The sequence below is a fragment of the Streptosporangium sp. NPDC001559 genome, from assembly GCF_042893955.1.
Classification (GTDB): Bacteria; Actinomycetota; Actinomycetes; order Streptosporangiales; family Streptosporangiaceae; genus Streptosporangium.
The window spans coordinates 191,599-213,039 of record NZ_JBIAVG010000003.1 but is presented as its reverse complement, the minus strand read 5'-3'; the positions used below and the strand labels follow the sequence as shown (position 1 = coordinate 213,039).

Annotated in this window: 24 protein-coding genes and 1 pseudogene; 13 read left to right on the top strand and 12 right to left on the bottom strand. The window is 69.4% G+C overall.

Translation table 11 applies throughout. The features are described from left to right. Nucleotides 1-19: 19 nt before the first annotated feature. Nucleotides 20-874, bottom strand: a complete 855-nt coding sequence (rsmI, locus tag ACFYY8_RS08070; RefSeq protein ID WP_390038388.1) for a 16S rRNA (cytidine(1402)-2'-O)-methyltransferase — start codon at nucleotides 872-874, stop codon at nucleotides 20-22. 196 nt (nucleotides 875-1,070) lie between these two features. Between rsmI and ACFYY8_RS08065 the strand changes: the two genes are divergently transcribed. Further along, nucleotides 1,071-2,588: a dolichyl-phosphate-mannose--protein mannosyltransferase gene (locus tag ACFYY8_RS08065; protein ID WP_390039055.1), complete on the top strand. Its 1,518-nt coding sequence runs from the start codon at nucleotides 1,071-1,073 to the stop codon at nucleotides 2,586-2,588. A gap of 110 nt (nucleotides 2,589-2,698) precedes the next feature. Further along, nucleotides 2,699-3,913: a hypothetical protein gene (locus ACFYY8_RS08060; protein ID WP_390038386.1), complete on the top strand. Its 1,215-nt coding sequence runs from the start codon at nucleotides 2,699-2,701 to the stop codon at nucleotides 3,911-3,913. 63 nt (nucleotides 3,914-3,976) lie between these two features. Here the strand turns inward: ACFYY8_RS08060 and ACFYY8_RS08055 are convergent, their stop codons facing one another. Next, nucleotides 3,977-5,071, bottom strand: coding sequence for a L,D-transpeptidase (locus ACFYY8_RS08055; RefSeq protein ID WP_390038384.1), 1,095 nt, complete (start codon nucleotides 5,069-5,071; stop codon nucleotides 3,977-3,979). Between the two features lie 196 nt (nucleotides 5,072-5,267). Then, nucleotides 5,268-6,002, bottom strand: a complete 735-nt coding sequence (locus tag ACFYY8_RS08050) for a Clp protease N-terminal domain-containing protein (RefSeq protein ID WP_390038382.1) — start codon at nucleotides 6,000-6,002, stop codon at nucleotides 5,268-5,270. Between the two features lie 92 nt (nucleotides 6,003-6,094). Between ACFYY8_RS08050 and ACFYY8_RS08045 the strand changes: the two genes are divergently transcribed. Then, the gene (locus ACFYY8_RS08045; protein ID WP_390038380.1) at nucleotides 6,095-6,634 is read left to right on the top strand and encodes a DUF4240 domain-containing protein; all 540 of its coding nucleotides are present in this window, start codon (nucleotides 6,095-6,097) and stop codon (nucleotides 6,632-6,634) included. A 47-nt stretch (nucleotides 6,635-6,681) separates the two neighbouring features. Here ACFYY8_RS08045 and ACFYY8_RS08040 read toward each other — a convergent pair whose 3' ends face one another. After that, the gene (locus ACFYY8_RS08040; protein WP_390038378.1) at nucleotides 6,682-7,107 is read right to left on the bottom strand and encodes a nitroreductase family deazaflavin-dependent oxidoreductase; all 426 of its coding nucleotides are present in this window, start codon (nucleotides 7,105-7,107) and stop codon (nucleotides 6,682-6,684) included. Nucleotides 7,108-7,306: 199 nt separating this feature from the next. On the opposite strand from ACFYY8_RS08040, the gene ACFYY8_RS08035 reads away from it, so the two are divergent. Continuing rightward, on the top strand, nucleotides 7,307-7,618 hold the full coding sequence (locus ACFYY8_RS08035) for a DUF6059 family protein (RefSeq protein WP_390038376.1): 312 nt from the start codon (nucleotides 7,307-7,309) through the stop codon (nucleotides 7,616-7,618). A gap of 17 nt (nucleotides 7,619-7,635) precedes the next feature. Here ACFYY8_RS08035 and ACFYY8_RS08030 read toward each other — a convergent pair whose 3' ends face one another. Next, a complete protein-coding gene (locus tag ACFYY8_RS08030) occupies nucleotides 7,636-8,538 on the bottom strand; it encodes a LysR family transcriptional regulator (RefSeq protein WP_390038374.1) in 903 nt (300 codons plus the stop codon). Between the two features lie 98 nt (nucleotides 8,539-8,636). Here ACFYY8_RS08030 and ACFYY8_RS08025 point away from each other — a divergent pair, with 98 nt between their 5' ends. After that, entirely contained in the window at nucleotides 8,637-9,005 is a 369-nt protein-coding gene (locus ACFYY8_RS08025) for a YybH family protein (protein WP_390038372.1), read from the top strand. Nucleotides 9,006-9,048: 43 nt separating this feature from the next. Here ACFYY8_RS08025 and ACFYY8_RS08020 read toward each other — a convergent pair whose 3' ends face one another. Further along, on the bottom strand, nucleotides 9,049-9,918 hold the full coding sequence (locus ACFYY8_RS08020; protein WP_390038370.1) for a helix-turn-helix transcriptional regulator: 870 nt from the start codon (nucleotides 9,916-9,918) through the stop codon (nucleotides 9,049-9,051). Nucleotides 9,919-10,149: 231 nt separating this feature from the next. Here ACFYY8_RS08020 and ACFYY8_RS08015 point away from each other — a divergent pair, with 231 nt between their 5' ends. Further along, nucleotides 10,150-11,217, top strand: coding sequence for an aldo/keto reductase (locus tag ACFYY8_RS08015; protein WP_390038368.1), 1,068 nt, complete (start codon nucleotides 10,150-10,152; stop codon nucleotides 11,215-11,217). Here ACFYY8_RS08015 and ACFYY8_RS08010 read toward each other — a convergent pair whose 3' ends face one another. The 4 genes from ACFYY8_RS08010 to ACFYY8_RS07995 form a co-directional block, all read right to left on the bottom strand. Then, nucleotides 11,218-11,715, bottom strand: a complete 498-nt coding sequence (locus tag ACFYY8_RS08010) for a hypothetical protein (protein ID WP_390038367.1) — start codon at nucleotides 11,713-11,715, stop codon at nucleotides 11,218-11,220. 109 nt (nucleotides 11,716-11,824) lie between these two features. Then, a complete protein-coding gene (locus ACFYY8_RS08005; protein ID WP_390038365.1) occupies nucleotides 11,825-12,475 on the bottom strand; it encodes a hypothetical protein in 651 nt (216 codons plus the stop codon). Nucleotides 12,476-12,495: 20 nt separating this feature from the next. Further along, nucleotides 12,496-13,068 carry an RNA polymerase sigma factor gene (locus ACFYY8_RS08000; RefSeq protein WP_390038363.1) on the bottom strand — a complete coding sequence of 191 codons (573 nt, stop codon included), beginning with the start codon at nucleotides 13,066-13,068 and terminating at the stop codon, nucleotides 12,496-12,498. Between the two features lie 438 nt (nucleotides 13,069-13,506). Continuing rightward, the gene (locus ACFYY8_RS07995; RefSeq protein WP_390038361.1) at nucleotides 13,507-13,839 is read right to left on the bottom strand and encodes a hypothetical protein; all 333 of its coding nucleotides are present in this window, start codon (nucleotides 13,837-13,839) and stop codon (nucleotides 13,507-13,509) included. Between the two features lie 80 nt (nucleotides 13,840-13,919). Between ACFYY8_RS07995 and ACFYY8_RS07990 the strand changes: the two genes are divergently transcribed. The 6 genes from ACFYY8_RS07990 (at nucleotide 13,920) to ACFYY8_RS07965 (ending at nucleotide 19,974) form a co-directional block, all read left to right on the top strand. Next, nucleotides 13,920-14,840 carry an ADP-ribosylglycohydrolase family protein gene (locus ACFYY8_RS07990; RefSeq protein WP_390039053.1) on the top strand — a complete coding sequence of 307 codons (921 nt, stop codon included), beginning with the start codon at nucleotides 13,920-13,922 and terminating at the stop codon, nucleotides 14,838-14,840. After that, complete coding sequence (locus tag ACFYY8_RS07985; RefSeq protein WP_390038359.1) at nucleotides 14,837-15,499, top strand: SDR family NAD(P)-dependent oxidoreductase; 663 nt, start codon at nucleotides 14,837-14,839, stop codon at nucleotides 15,497-15,499. Before ACFYY8_RS07990 ends, ACFYY8_RS07985 begins: the two co-directional genes overlap by 4 nt. 265 nt (nucleotides 15,500-15,764) lie before the next feature. Continuing rightward, complete coding sequence (locus tag ACFYY8_RS07980; RefSeq protein WP_390038357.1) at nucleotides 15,765-16,055, top strand: antibiotic biosynthesis monooxygenase family protein; 291 nt, start codon at nucleotides 15,765-15,767, stop codon at nucleotides 16,053-16,055. Nucleotides 16,056-16,303: 248 nt separating this feature from the next. Next, the gene (gene lepB, locus ACFYY8_RS07975; RefSeq protein WP_390039051.1) at nucleotides 16,304-16,774 is read left to right on the top strand and encodes a signal peptidase I; all 471 of its coding nucleotides are present in this window, start codon (nucleotides 16,304-16,306) and stop codon (nucleotides 16,772-16,774) included. Between the two features lie 411 nt (nucleotides 16,775-17,185). Continuing rightward, nucleotides 17,186-18,790, top strand: a complete 1,605-nt coding sequence (locus tag ACFYY8_RS07970; RefSeq protein ID WP_390038355.1) for a YncE family protein — start codon at nucleotides 17,186-17,188, stop codon at nucleotides 18,788-18,790. Between the two features lie 215 nt (nucleotides 18,791-19,005). Further along, complete coding sequence (locus ACFYY8_RS07965) at nucleotides 19,006-19,974, top strand: ankyrin repeat domain-containing protein (RefSeq protein WP_390038353.1); 969 nt, start codon at nucleotides 19,006-19,008, stop codon at nucleotides 19,972-19,974. A gap of 102 nt (nucleotides 19,975-20,076) precedes the next feature. Here the strand turns inward: ACFYY8_RS07965 and ACFYY8_RS07960 are convergent, their stop codons facing one another. After that, nucleotides 20,077-20,496, bottom strand: coding sequence for an FAD-dependent monooxygenase (locus ACFYY8_RS07960; protein ID WP_390038350.1), 420 nt, complete (start codon nucleotides 20,494-20,496; stop codon nucleotides 20,077-20,079). 341 nt (nucleotides 20,497-20,837) lie between these two features. Here ACFYY8_RS07960 and ACFYY8_RS07955 point away from each other — a divergent pair, with 341 nt between their 5' ends. Next, entirely contained in the window at nucleotides 20,838-20,969 is a 132-nt protein-coding gene (locus ACFYY8_RS07955) for a LuxR C-terminal-related transcriptional regulator (protein WP_020545272.1), read from the top strand. Between the two features lie 65 nt (nucleotides 20,970-21,034). Here the strand turns inward: ACFYY8_RS07955 and ACFYY8_RS07950 are convergent. Beyond that, nucleotides 21,035-21,235, bottom strand: a pseudogene (locus tag ACFYY8_RS07950) (dihydrofolate reductase family protein); the annotation flags it as partial. Nucleotides 21,236-21,441 lie beyond the last annotated feature (206 nt).

Here is a 21,441-nt window from a genome sequence, read left to right as displayed (position 1 = left end):
AGGGAAGTATGGAGAAAAATCACCCTCTGTGGACAGCATCGTAAAGATCTCGTTTGGGAATCCCCGCCGACTTCGCGACGTCCACGATCGCCTGTTTCCTCGGCACCCCGGTCTCCGCGCGCCTGGCGACCTCGGCGACCAGGTCCTCGATGTCCGGCTCGACCTCCTGCGGGTCGTGCCCGGCGACCACCACGGTGATCTCGCCCTTGACCCCGTCGGCCGCCCACGCGGCCAGCTCGCCCAGACCGCCGCGCCGTACCTCCTCGTAGGTCTTGGTCAGCTCGCGGCAGACGGCGGCCCTGCGCTCCGCCCCGAACGCCTCGGCCATCGCGCCGAGCGCGGCCGCGAGCCGGTGGGGCGCCTCGAAGAACACCATCGTGCGTTCCTCGGCGGCCAGCGACCGCAGCCTGCGGTCGCGCTCGCCCGGCTTGCGCGGCGGGAAACCCTCGAAGCAGAAGCGGTCGCTGGGCAGGCCGGAGACGGCCAGCGCGGTGGTGACCGCGGAGGGCCCCGGCAGCGAGGTGACCGTGATCCCGGCCTCGACGGCCAGGCGGGTCAGGCGGTAGCCCGGGTCGGAGACACCGGGCATCCCGGCGTCGGTGATGATCAGGACGGTCCTGCCGTCCCGCAGCTCGCCCAGCAGCTCGGCCGCCCGGCCCGCCTCGTTGGCGTCGTAGTAGGAGACGACCCTGCCGCCGATCTCCGCGCCCAGGTCGGCCGCCAGACGGCGCAGGCGGCGGGTGTCCTCGGCGGCGACCACGTCGGCGGTCTCCAGCGCCTCGCGCAGCCTCGGCGAGGCGTCGCCCGTCTGTCCGATCGGGGCTCCAGCGAGCACCAGCCTGCCGTTGTCGTTCACGGCTCCATCCTCCCGCATCCGACACGGGGTCCCAACAAGGGGAGAAGTTCCGTAATTGGACATGTAGGCGGTGTTTCTTAGGTTCGTGAGGGGAGGAGGCCCGTACGATGGCCGGGTGGCCGTGACCGACTTCCCCAACCAGGCGTTCGAACAGCCGGAGTCAGAACCGAGCACCGACTCGGCCGTCTCCGTGCGTGACCGGCTGGTGCCGCCGATGCCCGGCGGCGCCATGTGGGGCTGGATCGGCCCGCTGCTGGTGACGGTGTTCGGGGCGTTCCTCCGCTTCGTCAACCTGGGTCGCCCGAACGCGGTGATGTTCGACGAGACGTACTACGCCAAGGACGCGTGGTCCCTGGTCAATTTCCTCGCCGAACGCACCATGGTCAAGGACGCCGACAAGGTCCTGATGTCCGGCGGCACCGAGATCTGGCAGAAGTGCGCGCCCGCCGAGATCGACAAGTGCGCCTCCTACGTGGTCCACCCGCCGCTGGGCAAGTGGCTGATCTCGATCGGCGAGCAGCTGTTCGGGATGACGCCGTTCGGGTGGCGCTTCGCGGGAGCGGTGCTGGGCAGCCTGTCGATCCTGATCCTGGCGCGGGTGGCGCGCAGGATGACCCGCTCCACCCTTCTGGGATGCCTGGCCGGTCTGCTGCTCGCGGTCGAGGGCCTGCACCTGGTGCTGTCGCGTACGGCGCTGCTGGACATCTTCCTGATGTTCTTCGTGCTGGCCGGTTTCGCCTGCCTGGTCACCGACCGCGACCACGCCAGGCGCAGACTGGTCGACTGGTACGAGAACTCCCCGATCAGCGACCAGGGGCCCTGGCTGGGACTGCGGCCCTGGCGAATGGCCGCCGGAGTGCTCCTGGGCGCCGCCTGCGCGGTGAAGTGGTCGGGAGTGTTCTACCTGATCGCCTTCGCGGTGATGACACTGCTGTGGGACGCCGGAGCCCGCCGTGCCGTGGGGCTGCGCAGGCCGTACAGCGGGGCGCTGGGCAAGGACCTGCCGACACTGCTCGGAGCGGTCGGCCTGCTGCCGGCCCTCACCTACCTGGTCTCCTGGACCGGGTGGTTCATCAGCGCCACCGGCTGGGGCCGCAACTGGGCGCAGGCCACCTCGCAGGGACCGGCGTTCTTCGTCTTCGACTCCATCCGGTCGTGGCTCAACTACCACTTCCAGGTGCTGAGCTTCCACACCGGCCTGTCGACCCCGCACAACTACCAGTCGGAGCCGTGGAGCTGGCCGCTGCTGCTTCGCCCCGTGGCCTTCTTCTACGAGGGCCCCAAGAGCGCCTGCGGAGCCGAGACCTGCTCACAGGCCGTCCTCGGCGTCGGCACCCCGGTCATCTGGTACGGCGGGCTGGCCGCCCTGGTCGCCATGATCGCCTGGTACGTGGCCACCAGGGACTGGCGGGCCGGGGCCGTCCTGCTCGGTTACGCCGCGGGCTGGCTGCCCTGGTTCTACTGGGCGCTGGCCGACCACCGCACCATGTTCATGTTCTACGCCATTCCCATGGTGCCGTTCATGATCCTGGCCATCACCCTGGCGGCCGGGCTGATCATCGGCCCCGCGGACGCCATACCGTCGCGGCGGCTGCTCGGCTCCGTGGTGGTCGGCGCGTTCGCGGTGATCTCGATCATCAACTTCTGGTGGCTCTACCCGGTGCTGACCGCCGAGATCATTCCCTACGCGGATTGGAGTTCCCGCATGCTCTTCAAGAAGGGGTGGATCTGAGCTCCGGCTCACGATCCGCTTAGCACCGATTTCCTAGGGTAGGCGACGTGCGCGATCCATTACGTCACGTTCATCGTCAGGGCAGGCCCGCATACGGCAGACTTCGAAGCATGCCTGCACCGGACGTGGCCGCGCTTCTGTCCGAGCTTGAGCGGTCCGAACCCGACTGCGCCGAGCGCGCCCGCAACGCGGTCGACTGGCTGACCGGCGGCGAGCCGTTGGAGACGATCACCGAGCTCAACGTGTGCGAGTTCCTCTGGTACACGCTGCCGACCAAGGCCCGCGGTGACCGGGCCGCGATCGCCCATGCCCTGAGCCGTCTGCTGCGTCTCGGCGGCCTCGAACGTTACGCCGCGATCTGCGTCTCCCCCACCACCACCAGGATTCTGCGCGTCTACGCCCACGCCGGTGAGGAGGCCGGGATGGCCGCCTACCAGAGCGCGCTCGACGCCACCGGAGTGCTCCCGCCCGACGTCCCCGAGCTGCGGTGGAGCTCGATCATGGGCCCCGAGGAGCTGGGCGCGCACGGCGCCTGCTCGGCCGCCCTCGAACTGGCCATCGTCTCGGGGCAGCTGAGTCCCGACTCGCGGGAGCGGATCGCGCTGACCCGCCGCTGGCTCACCACGCCCCGCGCCGAACTCGGCGGGGACAACTGGCTGCACCGGGTCCAGGGTGAACGGCTCAACCGCTGGGTGCTGGGCAGGGGTACCGCGTGGCGCGAACTCGCCCAGCCCTTCGAGGTGTGCCTGCACGCCCCGATCCCCGCTCCGGAGAAGGACCACCTCGAAGCGCTGCGGTGGCTGCTGAGGGTGGGCGACAGGCCCGGCGGCGTCTCCCTGACCCAGCGCCACAACCTGGCCCGCGCCGTGCTCGCGGAGAGCACCTGGAGCGCCGGGGAACTGGCCGCGGCCAGGGAGATGGCGCAGACCCAGCTGGGCGCGCTGCACCGGGTCGGCAGGCGCCTGGTGACCACCTCGATCGGGCAGCGCCTGCTGGCCGACCCCGTCCTGCTCTGGGAGTCCGCGGCGGCCGCGTTGCTGACGCCGGTGCCGGGGGAGAACGACTTCGGCGCCTCGGCGCGGGAGGTCGCACTGATGCTGCTGGTCGACGGCTCCCCCGCCGAGCGCGAGCACGTCACGGCGGTGATCGACTGTGAGAAGTGGCAGGCGGCCGAGGTCGAGGCGTCGCTGGCCGAACTCGGGCGGCGTCTGGACGCCTTCGGGCTCAGGATCGGGGGCAGGCTGACGCCCGCGGGCCGTTCCGCCGCCCTGGCCGCCCTGCGCAACCACGCCCTGCGCCCCCGCCAGTACGTCAACCTCCCCTGACCGGACGGGCCCGGCTCTCCGTGTCACGGAGAACCGGGCCCGCCGTACGGGAAGGGAGGCGTGTCAGACGCCGCTCTCCTGGCCCGCCTGCTCCTCACCCGTGTCCGGGGGCGTCGCGGGGGCGCTGGGCGTGGGGGTCGGCGTGGGGACCCCGGTAGCGGGCAGGGCGCTGCCCTTCTTCCACTCGGTCCAGCTGAGCTGCCAGAAGCCCCAGCCATTGCGCCAGTCGAGCTTGCGCTTGGTGCCGGCGATCTTCACGACGTCACCGCGCTGGGCGATGCCATAGAACCACTTGGCACCCTCGGGCGTGGCGCGCACGCAGCCGTGGCTCTGGTTGGAGCGGCCGAGGTACTGGTAGTAGCCCGCGCTCTGGTGGACGTACTCACCGCTGTCGGAGATCCGCACCGCCCAGGGGATCTCCTCCTTGTAGTAGCGCGGGTCCTTGGGGTCGGTGACGCCGAGCCAGGAGGAGGTCATGGTCTCGACCGCCTTCTTGCCCATCGTGAGGTGGACGCCGCTGGTGGTGAGGTAGACGTCGACCCCGTTCTTGACCAGACCGCCCCGGCCCGCGCTGATCGGGATGGTCTTGGCGAGCTTGCCGTCCCGGTAGACCTTCATCACGTGCCTGGTGGTGCTCACCGTCGAGATGTTGGCCGTACCGATCGCGAAGCGGCGGCTGACGTCCTTGGCCGCCTCGTTGCCGGGGATCTGGCTCAGCCGGGCGGTGAAGAGGACCTTCTGGTGCGGCTTCCAGTAGGTCTTGGTGCGGTATATGACCTTGCGGTCGGAGACCCAGCGCCAGGCGCCCTGGACCGGCTTGTCCGCCTGGACCTGGAGTACGGCCTCCGCCGCGGCCCGCTTGGCGACCGACCTGTCGAAGGTGACGATGATCGGCGCGCCGACACCGATCCGCTCGACCTTCTCCCCCATGGGCGTGATGTCGGCGATGCCGAGTATGGGCTTGCCGCGCCGTGCGGCCTTGGCGGCCTTACCCGCCGCCGGGGGCGGAACCGCCGCCTTGTCCGTGGCCGAGGCGGCGCTGGACACGGACACGGGCGCCGCCTGTACGACCGAGCCGCCCTCCCCGGCGCAGGCCGCAACGGCGGCGAGCGCCACGAGGGCGAGCGAGGCCTGGGCCGTCCGCCTGATGGTCTTCACGGTCTGCTCCTCATATGCATGCTTCCGCGCCCGTTTGAGCTACTGGCGCGCTCCATATGTGAGACAACCGAAAACCGCGTTATGCGTACCGGATCATGCAACGATTAGATAACAGAGTGATTGGTGGGGTTTGGCAGCGTTCCCACCAGGGGGAACGCCGCGGCCGTCGCACGGCCGCGGCGTTCCGGAGGAGAGGTCAGCCCTGGCCCTTCCGGGCGGCGAGGAAGGCTGCGAGGTCCTCCCCGATGCCGGCCTCGGCGGCGGCCTTGTCGATCCCCAGGCCTGACAGCACGCCCTGTCCGTCCTCGAATTCGAGCAGGGCGAGCAGGATGTGCTCGGTTCCGATGTAGTTGTGACCCAGGCGCAGGGCCTCCCGGTGGGTGAGTTCCAGCACCTTGCGCGAGCGCGCGTCGTACGGGATGAGGTCGGGCACCTCGGCCGCCGCCTCGGGCAGCAGGGCGACCGCCGCCTGCCTGAGGGCCTCCGGTGTGACCCCCTGCTTGCCGATCGCCTTGACCGCCAGCCCCTGGGGCTCGGCCAGCAGGCCCAGCACCAGATGCTCGGGGAGAACCTCGTCGTTGCTCGCGGCGTGGGCCTCGTTGTGCGCGGCCATCACGACGTTCCGCGCCCGGTCGGTGAACCGGCCGAACATCTGACCGGGGTCGCCGGAGGCGTCGCCCTTGGCCACGAAACGCTTCTGCACCGCCTGCTTCGTCACCCCCATGCTCTTGCCGATGTCCGTCCAGGAGGCGCCGGAACGCCTCGCCTGGTCGACGAAGTGACCGATCAGGTGATCCGCCAGCTCACCCAGGTGGTCGGCGACGATGACCGCCCCGGAGAGTTGCGCGAGCGCGTCGGAATGGGACTTCTTGATGGCCTCGATCAGATCGTCGAGGCGAACCTGGTTCGTCATGCGAACTGAATCCGTCATACGTCAACCATAGGTTGACGCTCTATGGTCGTCAACCCGAAGTTGACGCCATGGACTCTTTTTCGTCTGCCCCCCTCTGGCACCATCCAGCCATGGACCAAGACGACTTCTGGGCGACCATCGAACGAGCCCGTGCTCTGGGCGGCCCTCTCCACGAGGCCCTGGAGACGGTCCTGGCGGACATGCCGGCCGAGGCGATCGTCGACTACCGTCAGCGCTACGACGAGCACAGGACGGCGCTCAACCGCTGGGACGTCTGGGCCGCCGCCTACCTGATCGGCGGCGGTTGCGGCGACGACTCCTTCATGGACTTCCGGGCCGGCGTCATCGCCCAAGGCCGCGAGTGTCACCGGATCGCCCTCACCGGCCCGGACCGCCTCGCGGACCTCCCGCTCGTCCTGGCAGGCGACGGCGAGGACCTCTTCTACGAGGACTTCACCTACGCGCCCGCCAACGCCTACAGGCGCGTCACCGGCGACGACGGCCTTTTCGCTGCCCAGAGGGAGCGGCACCCACAGCGACTCGACGAGCCGGACATGGGCGAGGACTTCGACTTCGACGACCCCGCCGAGATGCGCCGCCGCCTGCCCCGGCTGGCGGCCCTGTTCCTGGACGACTCCCCCCGCGCATGAGACGGAGGGCCGCCTTTCACAAAAGGCGGCCCGGTCCGGGTCGAAGCTCAGAGAGCGCGCAGGACGACCATGGGGATGACCCGTGTCGTCTTCTCCGCGTAGTCGTTGAAACGCGGGGTCCCCGCCACCATCAGGGCGAAAAGCCGGTCGCGCTCGGCGCCCTCGGCGGGAACCGCGGTCGCCTGATACCTCTCCGCGCCGATCTCCACGGTCACCTCCGGGTTGGCCACCAGGTTGTGGTACCAGGCCGGATGCTTCGGCGCCCCGGCGTAGGAGGCCGCCACGGCGACCGTGTCACCGTCCCTGACGTAGACCGCCGGGGTCGTGTGCGGCCTGCCGCTCCTGGCCCCCACCGTGGTGAGCAGAAGGAGGTCGGTCCCCTCGAAGAAGCCTCCGACCTTCCCCTTGTTCGCGCGGAACTCCTCGATGACGGCCTCGTTCCGGCTCTTCGGCGTCGGTGCGTCTGTGGACATATGTCGACTCCTCTGTGGGACGTTGACGGGCTCGTTCCAAACGACCCCTGTTCATGGAACACGATGGCACGCGCCGTCTCCCGCGACGTTCGCGGGCACTTCCGAAGACAGCCGGAGCGAAAGATGTGGGAGGTGCCGCCGTCGTGGGCATGATCTCCGTCAATGCGACACCAGGGCCGGACAAGGAGCGACGATCGCCGTGCGACCGAACAGACCCGCGCCGTCATGGAAGCTGAGCCGGAGACTGCTGCGCCTGGCCTTCAACGTGGCGGAGCACATCGGCCCTTCGCTCGCCTCGATGCACTGGCACATTCCGCGCGAGGCCTACGCCCTGCCCGCCGAGCCCTGCGACCGCTGCCCGTCGCCCCCCGGCCCGCCGCCCGGCCACCCGGAACGGCTGATCCCGCAGGTCAGGGCCACGAGAGCCGAGCGCGCGCTCTGGGCCCAGCTCGACCTGGGCGCCATCGCGAACTCCAAGGCGTGGAGCCCGCCCCGGTGCCCGCACACGTGAGACCTTGACGGCGGCGGTCAGCCCCCGTCCTCCGAGGGGCCCGAGCCGGCGAACGCCCGCCTGCCGTACGCGAGCAGCTCACGCACCGCGGGGTTGTGCGTGTCCCGCCAGACCAGCGCGAGCAGCGCGGGCACCTCGGCGTCCTCGATCGTGAGGACCGCGAGCCGGTCACGGTGCCAGGCGGCCATCGAGGCGCTGAGGACGGCGACCGCCAGGCCGCGGGCGGCGAGGTCGGCCACGGCGTCGGCGGCACTGGCCTGCAACGCGACCACCGGGGTGAGGCCACGGACGGCGCAGGCCCGGTCGAACACCGTGCGCAGCCCCGTGCCCGGCGGCATGCACACGATCGGGTGGGTGATCAGGTCCCGCAGGGTGACACTCGGCCGCTCCGCCAGCGGGTGACCGTACGGCACGGCCGCGACGAGCCCCTCCCTGATGACCGTCAACGCCTCCAGCCCCTCGGGGGTCGTGCCCGCGCTGCCGACGAGGGCCAGGTCCGCGGTGCCCGCGCGCACCTCCTCGACGAGCCGGTCGGAACCCGCCTCGAACAGTGAGATCTCCACCCCGGGATGGGCCCGGTGGAAGGCGGCCAGGGCGTCGAAGAGCGGTGTGACGGTGCAGCCGACGACCATCCCGACCGTGAGGCTCCCCCTGACCAGGCCGGTCACCTCCCCCACCGCCCGGCCGAACGCGGCGGCCTCGGCGAGCGCCGCACGGGCGTGCCCGAGGGCGGCCTTGCCCGCGACCGTGAGGGTCACGACACGCGCCGAGCGGTCGAACAGCTCCGCCCCGACCTCCCGTTCGAGCTGCCGGACCTGGGCGCTGACCCCGGACTGACTGATGCGGACCCGCTCGGCCGCCCGGGTGAAGTTGCGCTCCTCGGCGACCGCGACGAAGTACTCCAGCTGCCTCAGCTCCATAACCACAGATTCTAGTTATGAGAAGAACAATCTGTTGGACTTCTGAAAAGAGGGTGACAAGACTGGAGAACGTCCGAACCGACGACCAGGAGGACCCCATGACGGAGTACGAGAAGGCCATGCGCCCCGAGGACATCACCCGGTTGTTCGTCGAGCGGTCCAACGCCGGCGACGCGGCCGGGGTCGCCGCCCTCTACGAGGAGAACGCGGTCCTCGCCTACCCGCCCGGCGGCCAGACCGTCGGCCGGGAGGCGATCCGCGTGCTGTGGGAGAAGGTCCTGGCCAACCGACCGCGCTTCGAGGCGGAGGAACCGCTGCCGACCCTGGTGAGCGACGACATCGCCCTCACCTCCACCCCGCCGAAGGACGGTTCGGGCGCCCGGGCCCAGGTCGTACGGCGCCAGCCCGACGGGAGCTGGCTGCGCCTGCTCGACCAGCCCGAGTTCGTCACGCCTCCCACCCGCTGAGCCGCGGCCTTCGAGGCCCCGCTGAGCCGCGGTCTTCGAGGCCCTACCCGGCGGCCCGGTGGAGCGTGCGCGGGCCGTCCTCGGCCTCACGGGCGATGGCGTCCAGGGCTGCCTGCGAGGCCGCGTCGGAGGCCCGGTAGATGACGAGCCGGTGACCGGGGTCCTGCAACGGGTTCAGCACCTCGAAGTCGACGGTGAGCGGCCCCACCCTGGGATGCATGAGCGGCTTACGGCCCCGGCCGTTCACCTTCACGTCGCGGAGCGCCCACAGACGGACGAACTCCTCGCTCTGCTCCTGCAACTCGGTGACCAGGTCACCGAGCGCGGCGTCGTCGGTGTGGGCGGCCCACGCCGCGCGCAGGTCGGCGATGCCCTCGCGCATCACCCGCTCGCGGTCGCGGTAGAAGTCGTGCAGCCCAGGGTGGACGAAGCAGAGCCAGAGCGAGTTGCGCTGCCGGGCGGGCACGGCGCCGAAGTCCATCATCAGCGCGGCCATCTCACGGTTCCAGGCGAGGATGTCGAACCGGTGGTCGAGCAGCATGCACGGCAGCGGTGACAGGTCGTGGACCAGCCGGGCGACCGGCGGGGGAACCTGCCTCGACGGCGGAACCCGGGTCACCGCCCGCTGTCCGACCAGGTCGAACAGGTAGGCCCGCTCGTCGTCGCTCAGCCGTAGCGCCCCGGCCAGGCCGTCCAGCACCTCCGGTGAGGGGCGCAACCCCCGCCCCTGCTCAAGGCGGATCACGTAGTCGACGCTCACCCCGGCCAGCTCGGCGACCTCCTCCCGCCTGAGGCCGGGAGTGCGGCGCGAACGTCCGCTTCGCGGAAGCGCGAGGTCGTCAGGTGCCAGCCGTTCACGGCGGGTGCGCAGAAACACCGCCAGCTCGTTGGTCACGTACGCGTTGCCGTTCACCGTCTCGATCCTACCTCCGGCCCTCTGCAAGGGCCGGGCTCAGGCACCGCGGCCGAGCCGGTCCCCGGGCCTCGAATCCGGTGTCGCCGTTGAACGGGCGGAGGCCTCCGGTCGCCTGGGAGAGCCGGTCCCATTGCCTGGGAGAGCCAGTCCCAGGAAGGACCTTCACTGGTTGGCCGTACGTGATCGTTCCAGCATGGGAGAAACGAATCCGGCACACAGGAGGCCATCGTGTCCGAACCCGTCTCCCTCGACCTCTACCGGCTGCTCGGCCGTTCCGGCCTGCGCGTCTCCCCTCTCTCCCTGGGCACCATGACCTTCGGGTCCGACTGGGGCTGGGGATCGGACAAGGACGAGGCACGGCAGATCTTCGACACCTATCTCGACCGGGGCGGCAACTTCGTCGACACCGCCAACCAGTACACCAACGGTACGGCGGAGCGGTTGCTCGGCGAGTTCGCGTACGGCCGCCGCGAACGTCTGGTGCTCGCCACGAAGTACACGCTGGCCACCCGCCCCGGCGACCCCAACTCGGGCGGCAACCACCGCAAGAGCATGGTCGACTCGGTCGAGGCGAGCCTGCGCAGGCTGAACACCGACTACATCGACCTGCTCTACCTACACGCCTGGGACGGCACCACTCCGGTCGAGGAGGTGTTGCGCGCCATGGACGACCTGGTCAGGGCGGGCAAGGTGCTCTACGTCGGCATCTCCGACACCCCCGCCTGGCAGGTCTCACGCATGCAGGCGATCGCCGACCTTCGCGGGTGGAGTCCGCTGATCGCGCTACAGATCGAGTACAGCCTGATCGAGCGGACCGTCGAGCGTGACCTCATCCCGATGGCGCGTGAGATGGGACTCGGGGTGATCCCCTGGTCCCCGCTCGGCAGCGGCGTGCTGACCGGCAAGTACACCCGCGCCGACCTGGAGACCGGAGCGGTGTCGGCCACCGCCGAGGGGACGCGGAAGAACATCGCGGTGTCCAACGGCTCCCTGACCGAGCGTGGTCTCGCCATCGCCGACGTGGTCAAGGAGGTCGCCGCGGGTAAGGGGGCCACTCCCGCGCAGGTCGCGCTCGCCTGGACGCTGCTCAACCCGGCGGTCACGTCCTCGATCGTCGGAGCAAGGACTCTCAAGCAGCTTGAGGACAACCTGGGCGCCCTTGAACTGCGCCTCACCGAGGACGAGGTGACCGCCCTCGACGAGGCCAGTGCCGTCGATCTCGGCTTCCCGCACGCGTTCCTGACCAGCCCGATGCCACTGGGCCTCATCTTCGGCGGCACCAGGGTCGCGCGCTGATCAACGCACGGCGGAGGGCTCCCGCGTCCCGCGCGCCGCGACGCCCGCGGCCCACAGTGCGACGCCGATGAAGAGGACCTGCTCGGGGACCCGCTGCCACAGCGGTGTCGCGGGCTCCCCTGCGAGGGTCGTCCCGGCCAGCACGGCGTAGACGTTGGCCGGAAGCATGAGCACGAACAGCAGTGCCAGGCAGATCCCGGCCGCCCGCCGGGTGGCGGGAAGCACCAGCCCGACCGCCCCGGCCAGCTCCAGGACACCGGTCAGATAGACCACGAAGGCGGGCAACGGGACGAACGGCGGAACCATCGCCACCATGTCGGCGTGGTTCGGCATGAACGTCACGCTCGGCGGGACGAAATGGGCACTGGCCGTCATGACCAGCATGACGGCCAGCCCACAGGCGGCGCTCACCCTCCAGGTGGCGAAGCGCGCCACGCCGAACACCGCCCCCGACAGACGGAAGCACAGCGTGGCCACGAAAAGGACGATCACGGTCATAGAACTCACCTTCCTTGGATAGTGATGTTATCCAATATTCGATAGTGGCGCTACCTAACGAACTTCGTCGGTGAGTTCCGTGCTCCGCGATGGCTCGTCCTACCGGGGATCAGCTACCCGCGGGCGGGAGCCCCTCGGGGCCGATCACGTCCCAGGACGGATCGTCGACGACCACGCAGGGCTTGACGGGGCCGTCGGTGACCTGGAAGAGGAACTGCCACAGCGCCCTCGGCTTCTCCGGGCCCGAGGTCTGGTCCTCGTTCTCGGTGAACTCCATGACCACGGTCCAGTTCGGCTTGATCCTCTCCGGGTAGATCTTCAGGCCGCCCCCCGGCACGGTGTCGTACACCTGACGTGAGGGTGTGCCCTCCGTCGCCTCCAGGACCCGCTTCCTAACCTTGGGGTCCTTACTCCGCAGCTCCTCGGGGGTGAAGGACGGCTCACCGATGGTGGTGAACCGCTCCGGAGCGCACCTCTTGCCTGGCTGGACGTAGGAGACGTCCGCCTTCACGCCCAGATCGGCGAGGTCCCGCTCGACCTGGTCCGGGTTCCGGAACTCGTTGATCTTCAACGTGATGGATCCGTCCGGGTTCTCGGTCAGCGCGTACGCCGAGTTCTCCGTCCCCGTGATCATCGGTACGGCCACCAGCGCCGCGGCGGCCAGTCCCGCCACCGCCACCCCTGTCAGCAGGCGCCTGCGCAGGGGCCTGCGGACGGGCCCCCGCGCCATCCGCTCGCTCATCTCTGCCTTGAGTTCCATGAGCAGTCTCTCCTCGAAATTCATCGGAGTCCTTCCATGACCGTGGGGGAGATGACGCCGGGAGCGTGGCGCAGCGCGCGGCGGGCGCGGTACAGCCGGACCCTGGCGGTCCCCTGCCGGATGCCGAGCGCGGTCGCCGCCTCAGGAATGGAGAGCTGGTCGACGACGACCAGTTCCAGGACGGCGCGTTCGCTCTCCGGCAGACCGGCCATGGCCTCGAAGGCCCGCCGGGCCGGACTCTCCGCGTCCAGACGCTCCTCAAGCCGCAGCAGGTCGTCCGCGTCGAGGAGCCTCCGTCCGCTGATCCTGCTGGTGAGGCGCAGTTCGCTCGCCGTCCGCCGCCGTTCCGCCGACAGGGTGTTGCGCGCCACGCCGTACAGCCAGCCGATCTCACTGCCCAGGCCAGAGCGGTAGGTGTGCGCCGAGTCGAGCACCGCGACGAAGACCTCCGCGACCAGGTCGGCGACCGTGTGCGGATCGTCCACCCTGCGGGCCATGAATCGCGTGACCGCTTCGACGTGGCGCCTGTAGAAGGCTTCGAAAGCCTCGGGATCGGTGGAGATCGCCACCGATCCCGTGTGTTTGAGGCGCACTGGCCGTGCTCCCTTCGTCGTCCTCCCGAACACGTCAGTGCTTGGAAGAAGCCAAAAGAAGCGTTACATGCTCAACCCCCACAACCCCGGCAGCCTTCGGTCCTCCCCGGCTGAGCTTTCACCGGTCATCCGTACGGCTCCCGCCACCTCGCGACCGTCCTGATCGGGGGCGTGGTCGCCGTATCCGCCCTGCTCAGAGATCGATGGAGCCGGGCCGGCAGGATCCGTCGCCCGGCCGATCGGTTCGAGGCGCCTTCCGGCCGTCCGCGCGGAGGGCCCCCGTCCCGACGCGTGGTCACCGTACTCGGCCGGAGGGTCGCCGTGACCCGGCGGGAGAACCACCGCGATTCGACAGGAGAGCCGCCACGGCTCAGCGGAAGAACCGCCGTGACCCGACCGGAGAACCACGGTGGTCCAGCGTGGGAGAACCGCCGTGGCTCAACCGGAGAATCGCTGTGCGAGGTCTCGGGCCCGTCGTGCGGCCTCTGCCGCCTGGTCGCTGGAGACGGGCGCGCCGGGCATCCGGCTCAGACGCTCCACCTGCTCGGCGAAGCCGAGATACTCCCGGTGCGCGTGCTCCCGGCACGGCAGACAGGTGACGCTCTCCGGGCGGATCGAGGTCATCGCGTAGGGCACCTGAAGCCCACACCCGGCGGTGACGACACCCGGGCTGTCGGGCACGAGCCCGAACGACGAAACGATCACATTGCGAAAGTCGGCACCGGACCGCAACACCTGCCGCTCAACGTGGACGTGCGGATCAACCTCCACACCCGCCTCCATCCGAGTCGTCTGCGAATGAGACTAACGCGGTCCGCAGGGCCGGTCAGTACCCTGCTGTTGTGGATCACATGGAGCGTGCCGCCGGGGCGATCGTCGGTTCGGCGGTCGGTGACGCTCTGGGCGCGCCCTTCGAGTTCGGTCCGCCAGGCGCGTTCTCCGCCCGCTTTCCGGCACCCGGCTCTGGAAACGAGATGAGCGAAGGCGGCGGTTGGAACGCCGGGGAGGCCACCGATGACACACAAATGGCCGTTCACGTCGCCGAGTCGCTCCTGGAACGCGACGGCCTGGACCTGCCGGACATCTTCACGCGTTTCCTGCGCTGGGCGGCCGACGACCCCAAGGACATCGGGCTGCAGACCGAGGACGTCCTGACGCGTGGCCTGCCCTGGGATCAGGCCGCCGTCGCCCACTACCGCAGCAGTCACCGCGCCGCGGGCAACGGCTCGCTGATGCGGGCCACCCCTTCGGCGGTGTACTTCGCCCCCAGGGGACGGCACGCCACCATGGACGCCGCCCGCCGCATCGCCGCCCTCACCCACGGCGACCCCGCGGCCTGGGAGGGCACCGCGATCTTCCACGACCTGGTTCGCGCCGCCCTGAGCGGTGCCGACCCGTTGGACTCCCTTTCCCTGACTCTCTCCGCCGTTCACCCCGATCACCGGGAGCGATACGCCGTCGTCCTGGCGCCGGACTGGCATCCCAGCCAGGCCACCGAGTCCAACGGCGCCGTCTGGGCCTGCCTCGGTTCGGCGGTATGGGCTCTGCGCACCACCCGGGGCTACGAGGACGCGGTCCGCGCCGCGATCGACCTGGGCGGCGACACCGACACCGTCGCCGCGGTCACCGGCGGCCTGGCCGGGGCCGTCCACGGGTTGACCGCGATCCCGACTCGCTGGACCGAACCTCTCCACGTCCCGCTCCCGGGAGGCGGCGGCCGGGTCCTGCGCCTGCCGCACCTGCTCGACCTCGCCCATGGGCTGGCATCGTGAACGTACTGGTGACCGGGGCCACGGGAGGGATCGGGAGGGTGCTGGTCGACGCGCTCACCGAGGCGGGACATCGGGTGATCGCCGTGGGGCGTGACGTCGGGCGGCTCGACGTCCGTGGCATCGAGGCCGACCTGGCCGAACCCACCACCCTGGCCGCCGCGTTGGAAGGGTTGGAGGATATCCAGGCGCTGGTGCACTGCGCGGGTGTCTCCCCCGTCGAGGCCGTCGCCGAGACCGACCCTGAGACGTGGCGGCGGACACTGGCGGTGAACGTGGCCTCGGCCGCCGAGCTCGTACGGCTGACGCTGCCCGCGTTGCGTCGGTCCGGAGGTCACGTGATCTTCGTCAACGCCTCGCCCGGAATGACCGCCGTCCCCCGCTGGTCGGCCTTCGTCGCCAGCAAGGCGGCGCTGCGGGAACTGGCCGAGTCGCTGCGCGCGGAGGAGGCGGCCCACGGGGTGCGTGTCACCACGGTCTTCCCCGGGGGAACGGCGACCGACCTGCTGGGAGAGGTCAGGCACGCCTTCGGGCGCCCGTACGACCCCGGACTGTGCATTCAGCCGCAGTCCCTGGCCGCGATGATCGTCTGGGTTCTGAACGCGCCCCCCGACGCCTACGCCTGCGAACTGTCCGTCCTGCCGGCACCGCGTTCGCCCTGACAGCAGCGGGCGTCTCCCAGCCGTTCCGCGGACCGGCAGCGCCACAAGAACCAGGACGGTCAGCGAAGTAAGGCGCGCCCGAATGAAACGATAACGGTCGGTGATCACACGATTCTTTTCGGCGGCGCCTTATCCGTCAGCAGGCGCATTCGGCCTGGCCGAAAGGGACTCCGACGAGCGGGACCCCCTCTAATATCAAGCGCGCCGAAACGGGATTGTCAGTAGCATAGACACATGACGCCTATTACACCCCCCCTACTACGCGGTGATCATCACCCAGAAGCTGAAGGACACCGGCCTGGAGGGGTATGACGAGATGGCGGCCCGGATGGTCGAGCTCGGCACCAAGTGGCCGGGCTACCTGGGTCGCGAGTCCGTCGCCAGAGCCGACGGCCACGAACTGACGGTGATCTACTACGCCGACGCCGAGGCGATCGCCAGCTGGAAGGCTGACGTCGAGCACCTGGAGGCGCAACGACTCGGACGCGAGCGCTGGTACGAGTACTACGACGTTCAGATCGCCCGGGTCGAACGCGCCTACAGTTTCAGGTCCTGAACGTTCACAAGGCGCCTCTTTCCGCCTCGCGGCGACGAATCCATAACCTGGAACCGAAACTCGCGTTCCGGGCTTTCCCTTCGGGAACGAAACCGGCCGCCTTCCGACGCGCCGTGGAGGTGGAATGAGATCGTGACAAGAATCGCCAGTTCAGAACCGCGTGTGACTCGGACAATGCCCGGGTGGTGTTCAGAAGACTGAGGGCCCTAATCGCGGTGTTACTCATCGCCCCCACGACCGCCTGCGGAATGGTGGAGGACACCACGGGAAGAAGAGGCTTCCGAGCCGGAAGCGCCGCGATGGAGCCCACCATCAAGAAAGGCCAGCACTTCATCGCCCGCATGGTCGGCGAAGACTTCGTTCCGAAGACCGGCGAGGTCATCCTCTACCGGCCACCCGCGTCATGGACCGACCCGGGTTCCCAGCCGGACGCCGGTTTCCGCGTAGCGCGGATCATCGGCACTCCCGGGAGCTCCGTCAGTTGCTGCGACGCCACCGGGAAGGTGGTGGTCAACGGACGCTCGCTGTCCGAGCCATACGTGTCCGCGCATCCGGCCTCCGCCGCGGCCTTCGAGCGCGACGTGCCGCCGGGCCGACTCTGGATCATGGGCGACAACCGCGATATATCCGCAGACTCGCGCTATTACCAGGACACCGCCGAGCACGGCACGATCGCGGTCTCGGACGTCGTCGGCGTCGTGGACACCGGATCCAGCTGAACCCCAGGCCGGGCCACCCGGACGACCTGTCGGCGGGCCTCCCCGGCTTCCGTGAGCGATGGACACCGCGTCGAACCGAGACAGCCGTGAGAAACCAGGGGCACCCGTTGCGGCATTTGCGCGGCCGTCGGCGATCCCACGCCGACGACGAGGGGTCACCGCGGGTGGTCTCGATGTGTCCCGGCCTGCTTCCGCACCACGCCCGACAGCCGCCCTGGACGACGATCTCACGTTATGCGAATATATGTTCGATTGATGAAGATCACCAAGGGGAGCGGGTCCCGTAGTCATGCCGGGACGCTCGACGCTCCCCTTCTCCTCCGGAACGGAGTGCCTGTGCGCCCATCGACCTCTGCCCCTGCTTCTCTATCCCGCCGATTAGTCGCCTGGACCGGGACCCTCCTCCTGACGGTGGCCCTGTTCGTCACCCAGGCGCCCACCGCGGCCGCCGCGACCGTCACCGACCTCGGCGTCGCGGGGAAGGGAGGAGACGTGGTGGCGCGCAACAGGAAGGTCTTCGTCGCCGCCGACGACCAGATCGTGGTCGCGTCCACCGACGGCAAGGTCAGTGGCACGATCCCCGGCCTGTCCGGTGCTGTCGCCCTTGCCTCGCCGGAGGACGGCAGGAAGGTGTACGCGGCGTTGCGCGACTCGAACGAAGTGATCGAGATCGACAGCACCACGCTCGCCGTCACCAGGCGCATCGACCTCACCGCATACCCGTGCCCGTCGAGCCTGGCGCAGGAGTACGACCGGCTGTGGATCGGGTTCGGTTGCGGCGAAGCGGGAGGGGGAGGCGTTCTCGGCCTCATCACGTCGGCGGCGACCCCCACCCTCGTCCGGGTCGGGCCGGCCACGACCCAGGCCCCGCTCGTGGCCGTCTCCGGGAACACGCTGGTGGCCGGAGAGCCCGGGGTCGGCCCCGCCACGGTCAGGGTGTACGACATCAGCACCACGCCCGCCACGTCGCGTGGCGAGATCCACGGAGACGCGAACGAACTGCCGGCCCTGCGCGATCTCGCACTCACCGAGCACGGGGCGACGGCGCTGTCCGCGCTGGACGACACCCGCCGGTTCGACGCCTGGGACACGACGGCCCTGACACGGGGCCGCGTCTACGACAGCAGCGGATTCGGCGAGCACGGCATCCCCACCGCCGTCGGGGCCAGCCCGAACGACGCCTACGTTGTGGGCGGCTGGAACTCCTCCGCGGGCGACGCGGCCGAGCTCGTGGTGTACGACGCGACCACCGCGGAGGTCATCTACACGGCCGCCCACCAGGGGAAGACGGTGGTGGCGGGCAGCATCGAGTTCTACGGCACGCTCACCTTCGCGGTTTTGAAAGAGCCCGGCACCGGGCGGATGCACCTCTGGCGGCTGCCACCCTCGCCCTACCACTCCTCCACGCTGACCTTGACGGCTCCCGCCAAGGTGACCGCGCTCAAGCAGTCGACCTTCGGCGGACGGCTCACGCTGAGCAGCGGGCTGCCGCCCGGCGTACAGACGCTCGAACTGCACCGCTGGCTTCCCGACGGCACCTCCCGGCCGTTCCAGGAGATCACCACGGCAGCGGACGGGACCTACCGATTCACCGACGCCCCGCCGTCCGTCGGGGCCTTCAAATATCAGGTGTACTGGCCGGGCAACTCATGGTTCCGGGGCAGCGGCTCTTCGGTGACCGTCACGGTGGCCTTATATGAGCCGACGCTCACTGTGACCGGACCGGCGACGGGCAACATCGGTGAGCGACTCGACTTCAGCGGCACCTTCGGCGCCGACGGCATCATCTTCCCGCGGACAATCATCACCGTCTCGCGCAAGGTCGTCAGCCCGGATGGCACCGTCACCTCGAAGAGCCTGGTGAAGTTGATGCCCGCCGCCGACGGGTCGTTCAGCTTCTCCGATACGCCGACCACGGCCGGCGAACACACGTACACCGTCAACTTGCTCGGCAACTCGACCATCAAGTCAGCGAGCACCACCCACGTGGTCACCGTCCTCCAGCCGCCCGCGTAGCATCCCGGCGCATGGGAGACGGCGACCCGACTCGCCGTCACCCATGCTTACCCCCGCCAAGGACTACCGATCGCCAAGACAGCCAGAGGGTCCACCTGAGTGAGGAACCGCCCTCGTAGCCCTCGAACAGGTGGCGACTGCGGTCCCAGCCGAATCTGTCAGCGCCATACGCCATGATCAGCACTCATATATCCCGTATGTCCCCAAGGAGTGTCATGGTCGTCAACGACGAAACCGGATGGTCTGGTATCGGCTGGGATGGCTGGACGAATCTCAATCTGATCCGCGCCCGGCTCGACGCGGGTACCGACCCAAATTCAGAGGTGTCCTTCCTCGGACGGCCGTTGCACGTGGCGGCCGAGCGTGGCTCGCCCGAGGTGGTCGCGGAACTGGCCCGGCACGTTGACGACATCGACGCGGAGCACGAGGACCGTACCGCGCTCTGGGAAGCCGTCTTCAACAACCGCCCCGGCAACGCCCGCGCGCTGGTCGCCGCCGGAGCCGACCCGTGGCGACCGATGATGAACAGCTGGTCCCCCGGACGGCTCAGCCTGGCTTCCCTCACCCCTGACCTGTTCCCTCTTCCCGACGGCGAGGCCGGCCTGTCCTCCGCCGAGACCGCCGCCGCGGTCGAGGCCAGGCACCTGATCACCACGTTGGGACGCCTGGAGCACAACGGCTTCAGCCTCGCCTGTGTGGCCAGCGTCACCGCGACCGAGGCGGCGCAGCGACTGGAGGCCGTACCGGCCGATGACGCCGACGTCGAAGAGCTCATGGAGGATCCCTGGGAAGATGAGGACGACAGCCTGGCCGTCATCGGCGTCACGGACGTGCCCGGTGGGTGCGTCGTCTTCCAACCGTGGGCGTACAACGCATCCACCCCTGGCGTCATGAAGCGCCTGTCGACCGGCACCGTCTGCCACGGGATGTACGCCAACCCCAAGAGCGGCAATCAGGGAGCCGTCGCCCGCAACGGCGTCATCGAGGAATGGGACACGCACCCCGGCGGCGGCGGCGTCTCCGCCGACGAGCCCGCCGAGGAGATCCTCGCCACCTACCTCTACCACCGCCAAGCCGTGGCCTACTGCTTCGCCGGTGCGGCCCTGCGGCCGACCGACGCCCGATCGATCACCGACCAACCTGACATGTGGCTCAGGCTGCCCGAGCGAGACTGGTGGACCTGACCGGTGACACAGCGAAAAGGCCCGACTCCATGTTCTGGAACCGGGCCTCTTGTCCTGGTGGGGTGTTCACGAGTACAGCTGACCTGCGGAGCAGTGGCGTCGTCAGAGATCGCTTCCCGGACAGGAGTTGATCGTTTCCCGGGCTGTCGGGTACGGCCGGGCGTCATCGGCGGGTCCTGCATGTGGGTTTCGCCGCATTCCGGCCACCTTTCCGAGCAAATACATCAACGGTGCGGGGGCGCCCGGGAGGGCCGCGTACACGAACAACCCGCGCTCGGTCCGGTGGTGCAGGAACGGCGGGATGGGTCCGTACCCGGGAATGTCGAGCCGGCCGGTGACCGGATCGACGAGCTCGGCCGGCACGACGGCGTGCGCGGTGCGCGCGATCGTCTCGTCGGTCGTCACGCCGGGGAAGGCGATCCCGGCCAGCTTGCGTACGATGCTGTGCCCGCCGTCGGCGCCGATCAGGTAGCGCGTTTCGATCGTGTACGGCCCGTCCGGCCCGCTGACCTGGAGGGTCACGCCATCCGCGCCCTAGGTGAAACCGGTGAGCTCGTGACCGCGCCGGATCTCGAGATGGAGCTCGACAGGCCGGCTGATCCTCGATAGGGAAGACGGGAAAGGTCCGGGCACACTCCGCGCGCCTACCGCGGCAATCTGATCGGCAGGGAAACAGGCCGACTGTCCGCTGGCATGACGGAGCCATGGGGTCCAGTCCTACGGCATTGCCGCCGCGGCGGCGGGATGGCCGGCGAGGTTCGCGTGGGGCCAGGCCTGCGGGTTGTCGGCCAGGTCCCGGGAGCGCGACATCCTCGACCTCATGGCCCCGCGGGAAGTCCAACACCGCCATCGCCGAACGACTTGTGCTCAGCGAGAAGACCATTCGCAACAACATCTCCAACATCTTCGCCAAGCTCCACACCACCGATCGTGCCGAAGCCATCGTCAAAGCCCGCCAGGCCGGGCTCGGCGGCTCCGCGACGACCGAGAGATGAGCGTCCAGCTCCATGCCCCGGCCAAGGCGATTCCGGACAGGCCCGCTCAGCGATGACGGGTCATTTCACGATGCGGTAGAGCAGATGGGTGGCCAGCGGGGTGTCGACCACGTTGACCACCTCAAGCTGGATGTGGTCGCCCCCAGGTGGTCGAAGAGCCGCTGGCCCCCGCCGAACAGCACAGGCACCAGATGGATCCCGATCTGGTCGACCAGCCCCGCCCTCATGAACTGCCGCCCGAGGTCCGCGCCGCCCATCACGGCGACGTTCTTGCCGCCGGCGACCTCCCTGGCCTTGCCGCAGGGCGCTTTCGATCCCGTCCGTCACAAAGGTGTGGACGCCGCCCTCGGGCACGTCCTCGAGCGCCCGGTGGGGGTCCTTTCAAGCGGCTGATAGACCTCTCGACCATCCATCTACGCGCCGAACGCGAGCAACCTACTTGCCTTACGTGTCTGAACGACCCTCAGGCGGC

Bases quoted from the DNA above. Each gene is read 5' to 3' on its own strand.
- ACFYY8_RS08025 (WP_390038372.1), top strand. From the start codon at position 8,637: ATGACGGAGTACGAGAAGGCCATGCGCCCCGAGGACATCACCCGGTTG.
- ACFYY8_RS08065 (WP_390039055.1), top strand. From the start codon at position 1,071: ATGCCCGGCGGCGCCATGTGGGGCTGGATCGGCCCGCTGCTGGTGACG.
- lepB (WP_390039051.1), top strand. From the start codon at position 16,304: ATGGTGGAGGACACCACGGGAAGAAGAGGCTTCCGAGCCGGAAGCGCC.
- ACFYY8_RS08060 (WP_390038386.1), top strand. From the start codon at position 2,699: ATGCCTGCACCGGACGTGGCCGCGCTTCTGTCCGAGCTTGAGCGGTCC.
- ACFYY8_RS08030 (WP_390038374.1), bottom strand. From the start codon at position 8,538: ATGGAGCTGAGGCAGCTGGAGTACTTCGTCGCGGTCGCCGAGGAGCGC.
- rsmI (WP_390038388.1), bottom strand. From the start codon at position 874: ATGCGGGAGGATGGAGCCGTGAACGACAACGGCAGGCTGGTGCTCGCT.
- ACFYY8_RS08050 (WP_390038382.1), bottom strand. From the start codon at position 6,002: ATGACGGATTCAGTTCGCATGACGAACCAGGTTCGCCTCGACGATCTG.
- ACFYY8_RS08040 (WP_390038378.1), bottom strand. From the start codon at position 7,107: ATGTCCACAGACGCACCGACGCCGAAGAGCCGGAACGAGGCCGTCATC.
- ACFYY8_RS07965 (WP_390038353.1), top strand. From the start codon at position 19,006: ATGGTCGTCAACGACGAAACCGGATGGTCTGGTATCGGCTGGGATGGC.
- ACFYY8_RS08045 (WP_390038380.1), top strand. From the start codon at position 6,095: ATGGACCAAGACGACTTCTGGGCGACCATCGAACGAGCCCGTGCTCTG.
- ACFYY8_RS08005 (WP_390038365.1), bottom strand. From the start codon at position 12,475: ATGGAACTCAAGGCAGAGATGAGCGAGCGGATGGCGCGGGGGCCCGTC.
- ACFYY8_RS08010 (WP_390038367.1), bottom strand. From the start codon at position 11,715: ATGACCGTGATCGTCCTTTTCGTGGCCACGCTGTGCTTCCGTCTGTCG.
- ACFYY8_RS07990 (WP_390039053.1), top strand. From the start codon at position 13,920: ATGGAGCGTGCCGCCGGGGCGATCGTCGGTTCGGCGGTCGGTGACGCT.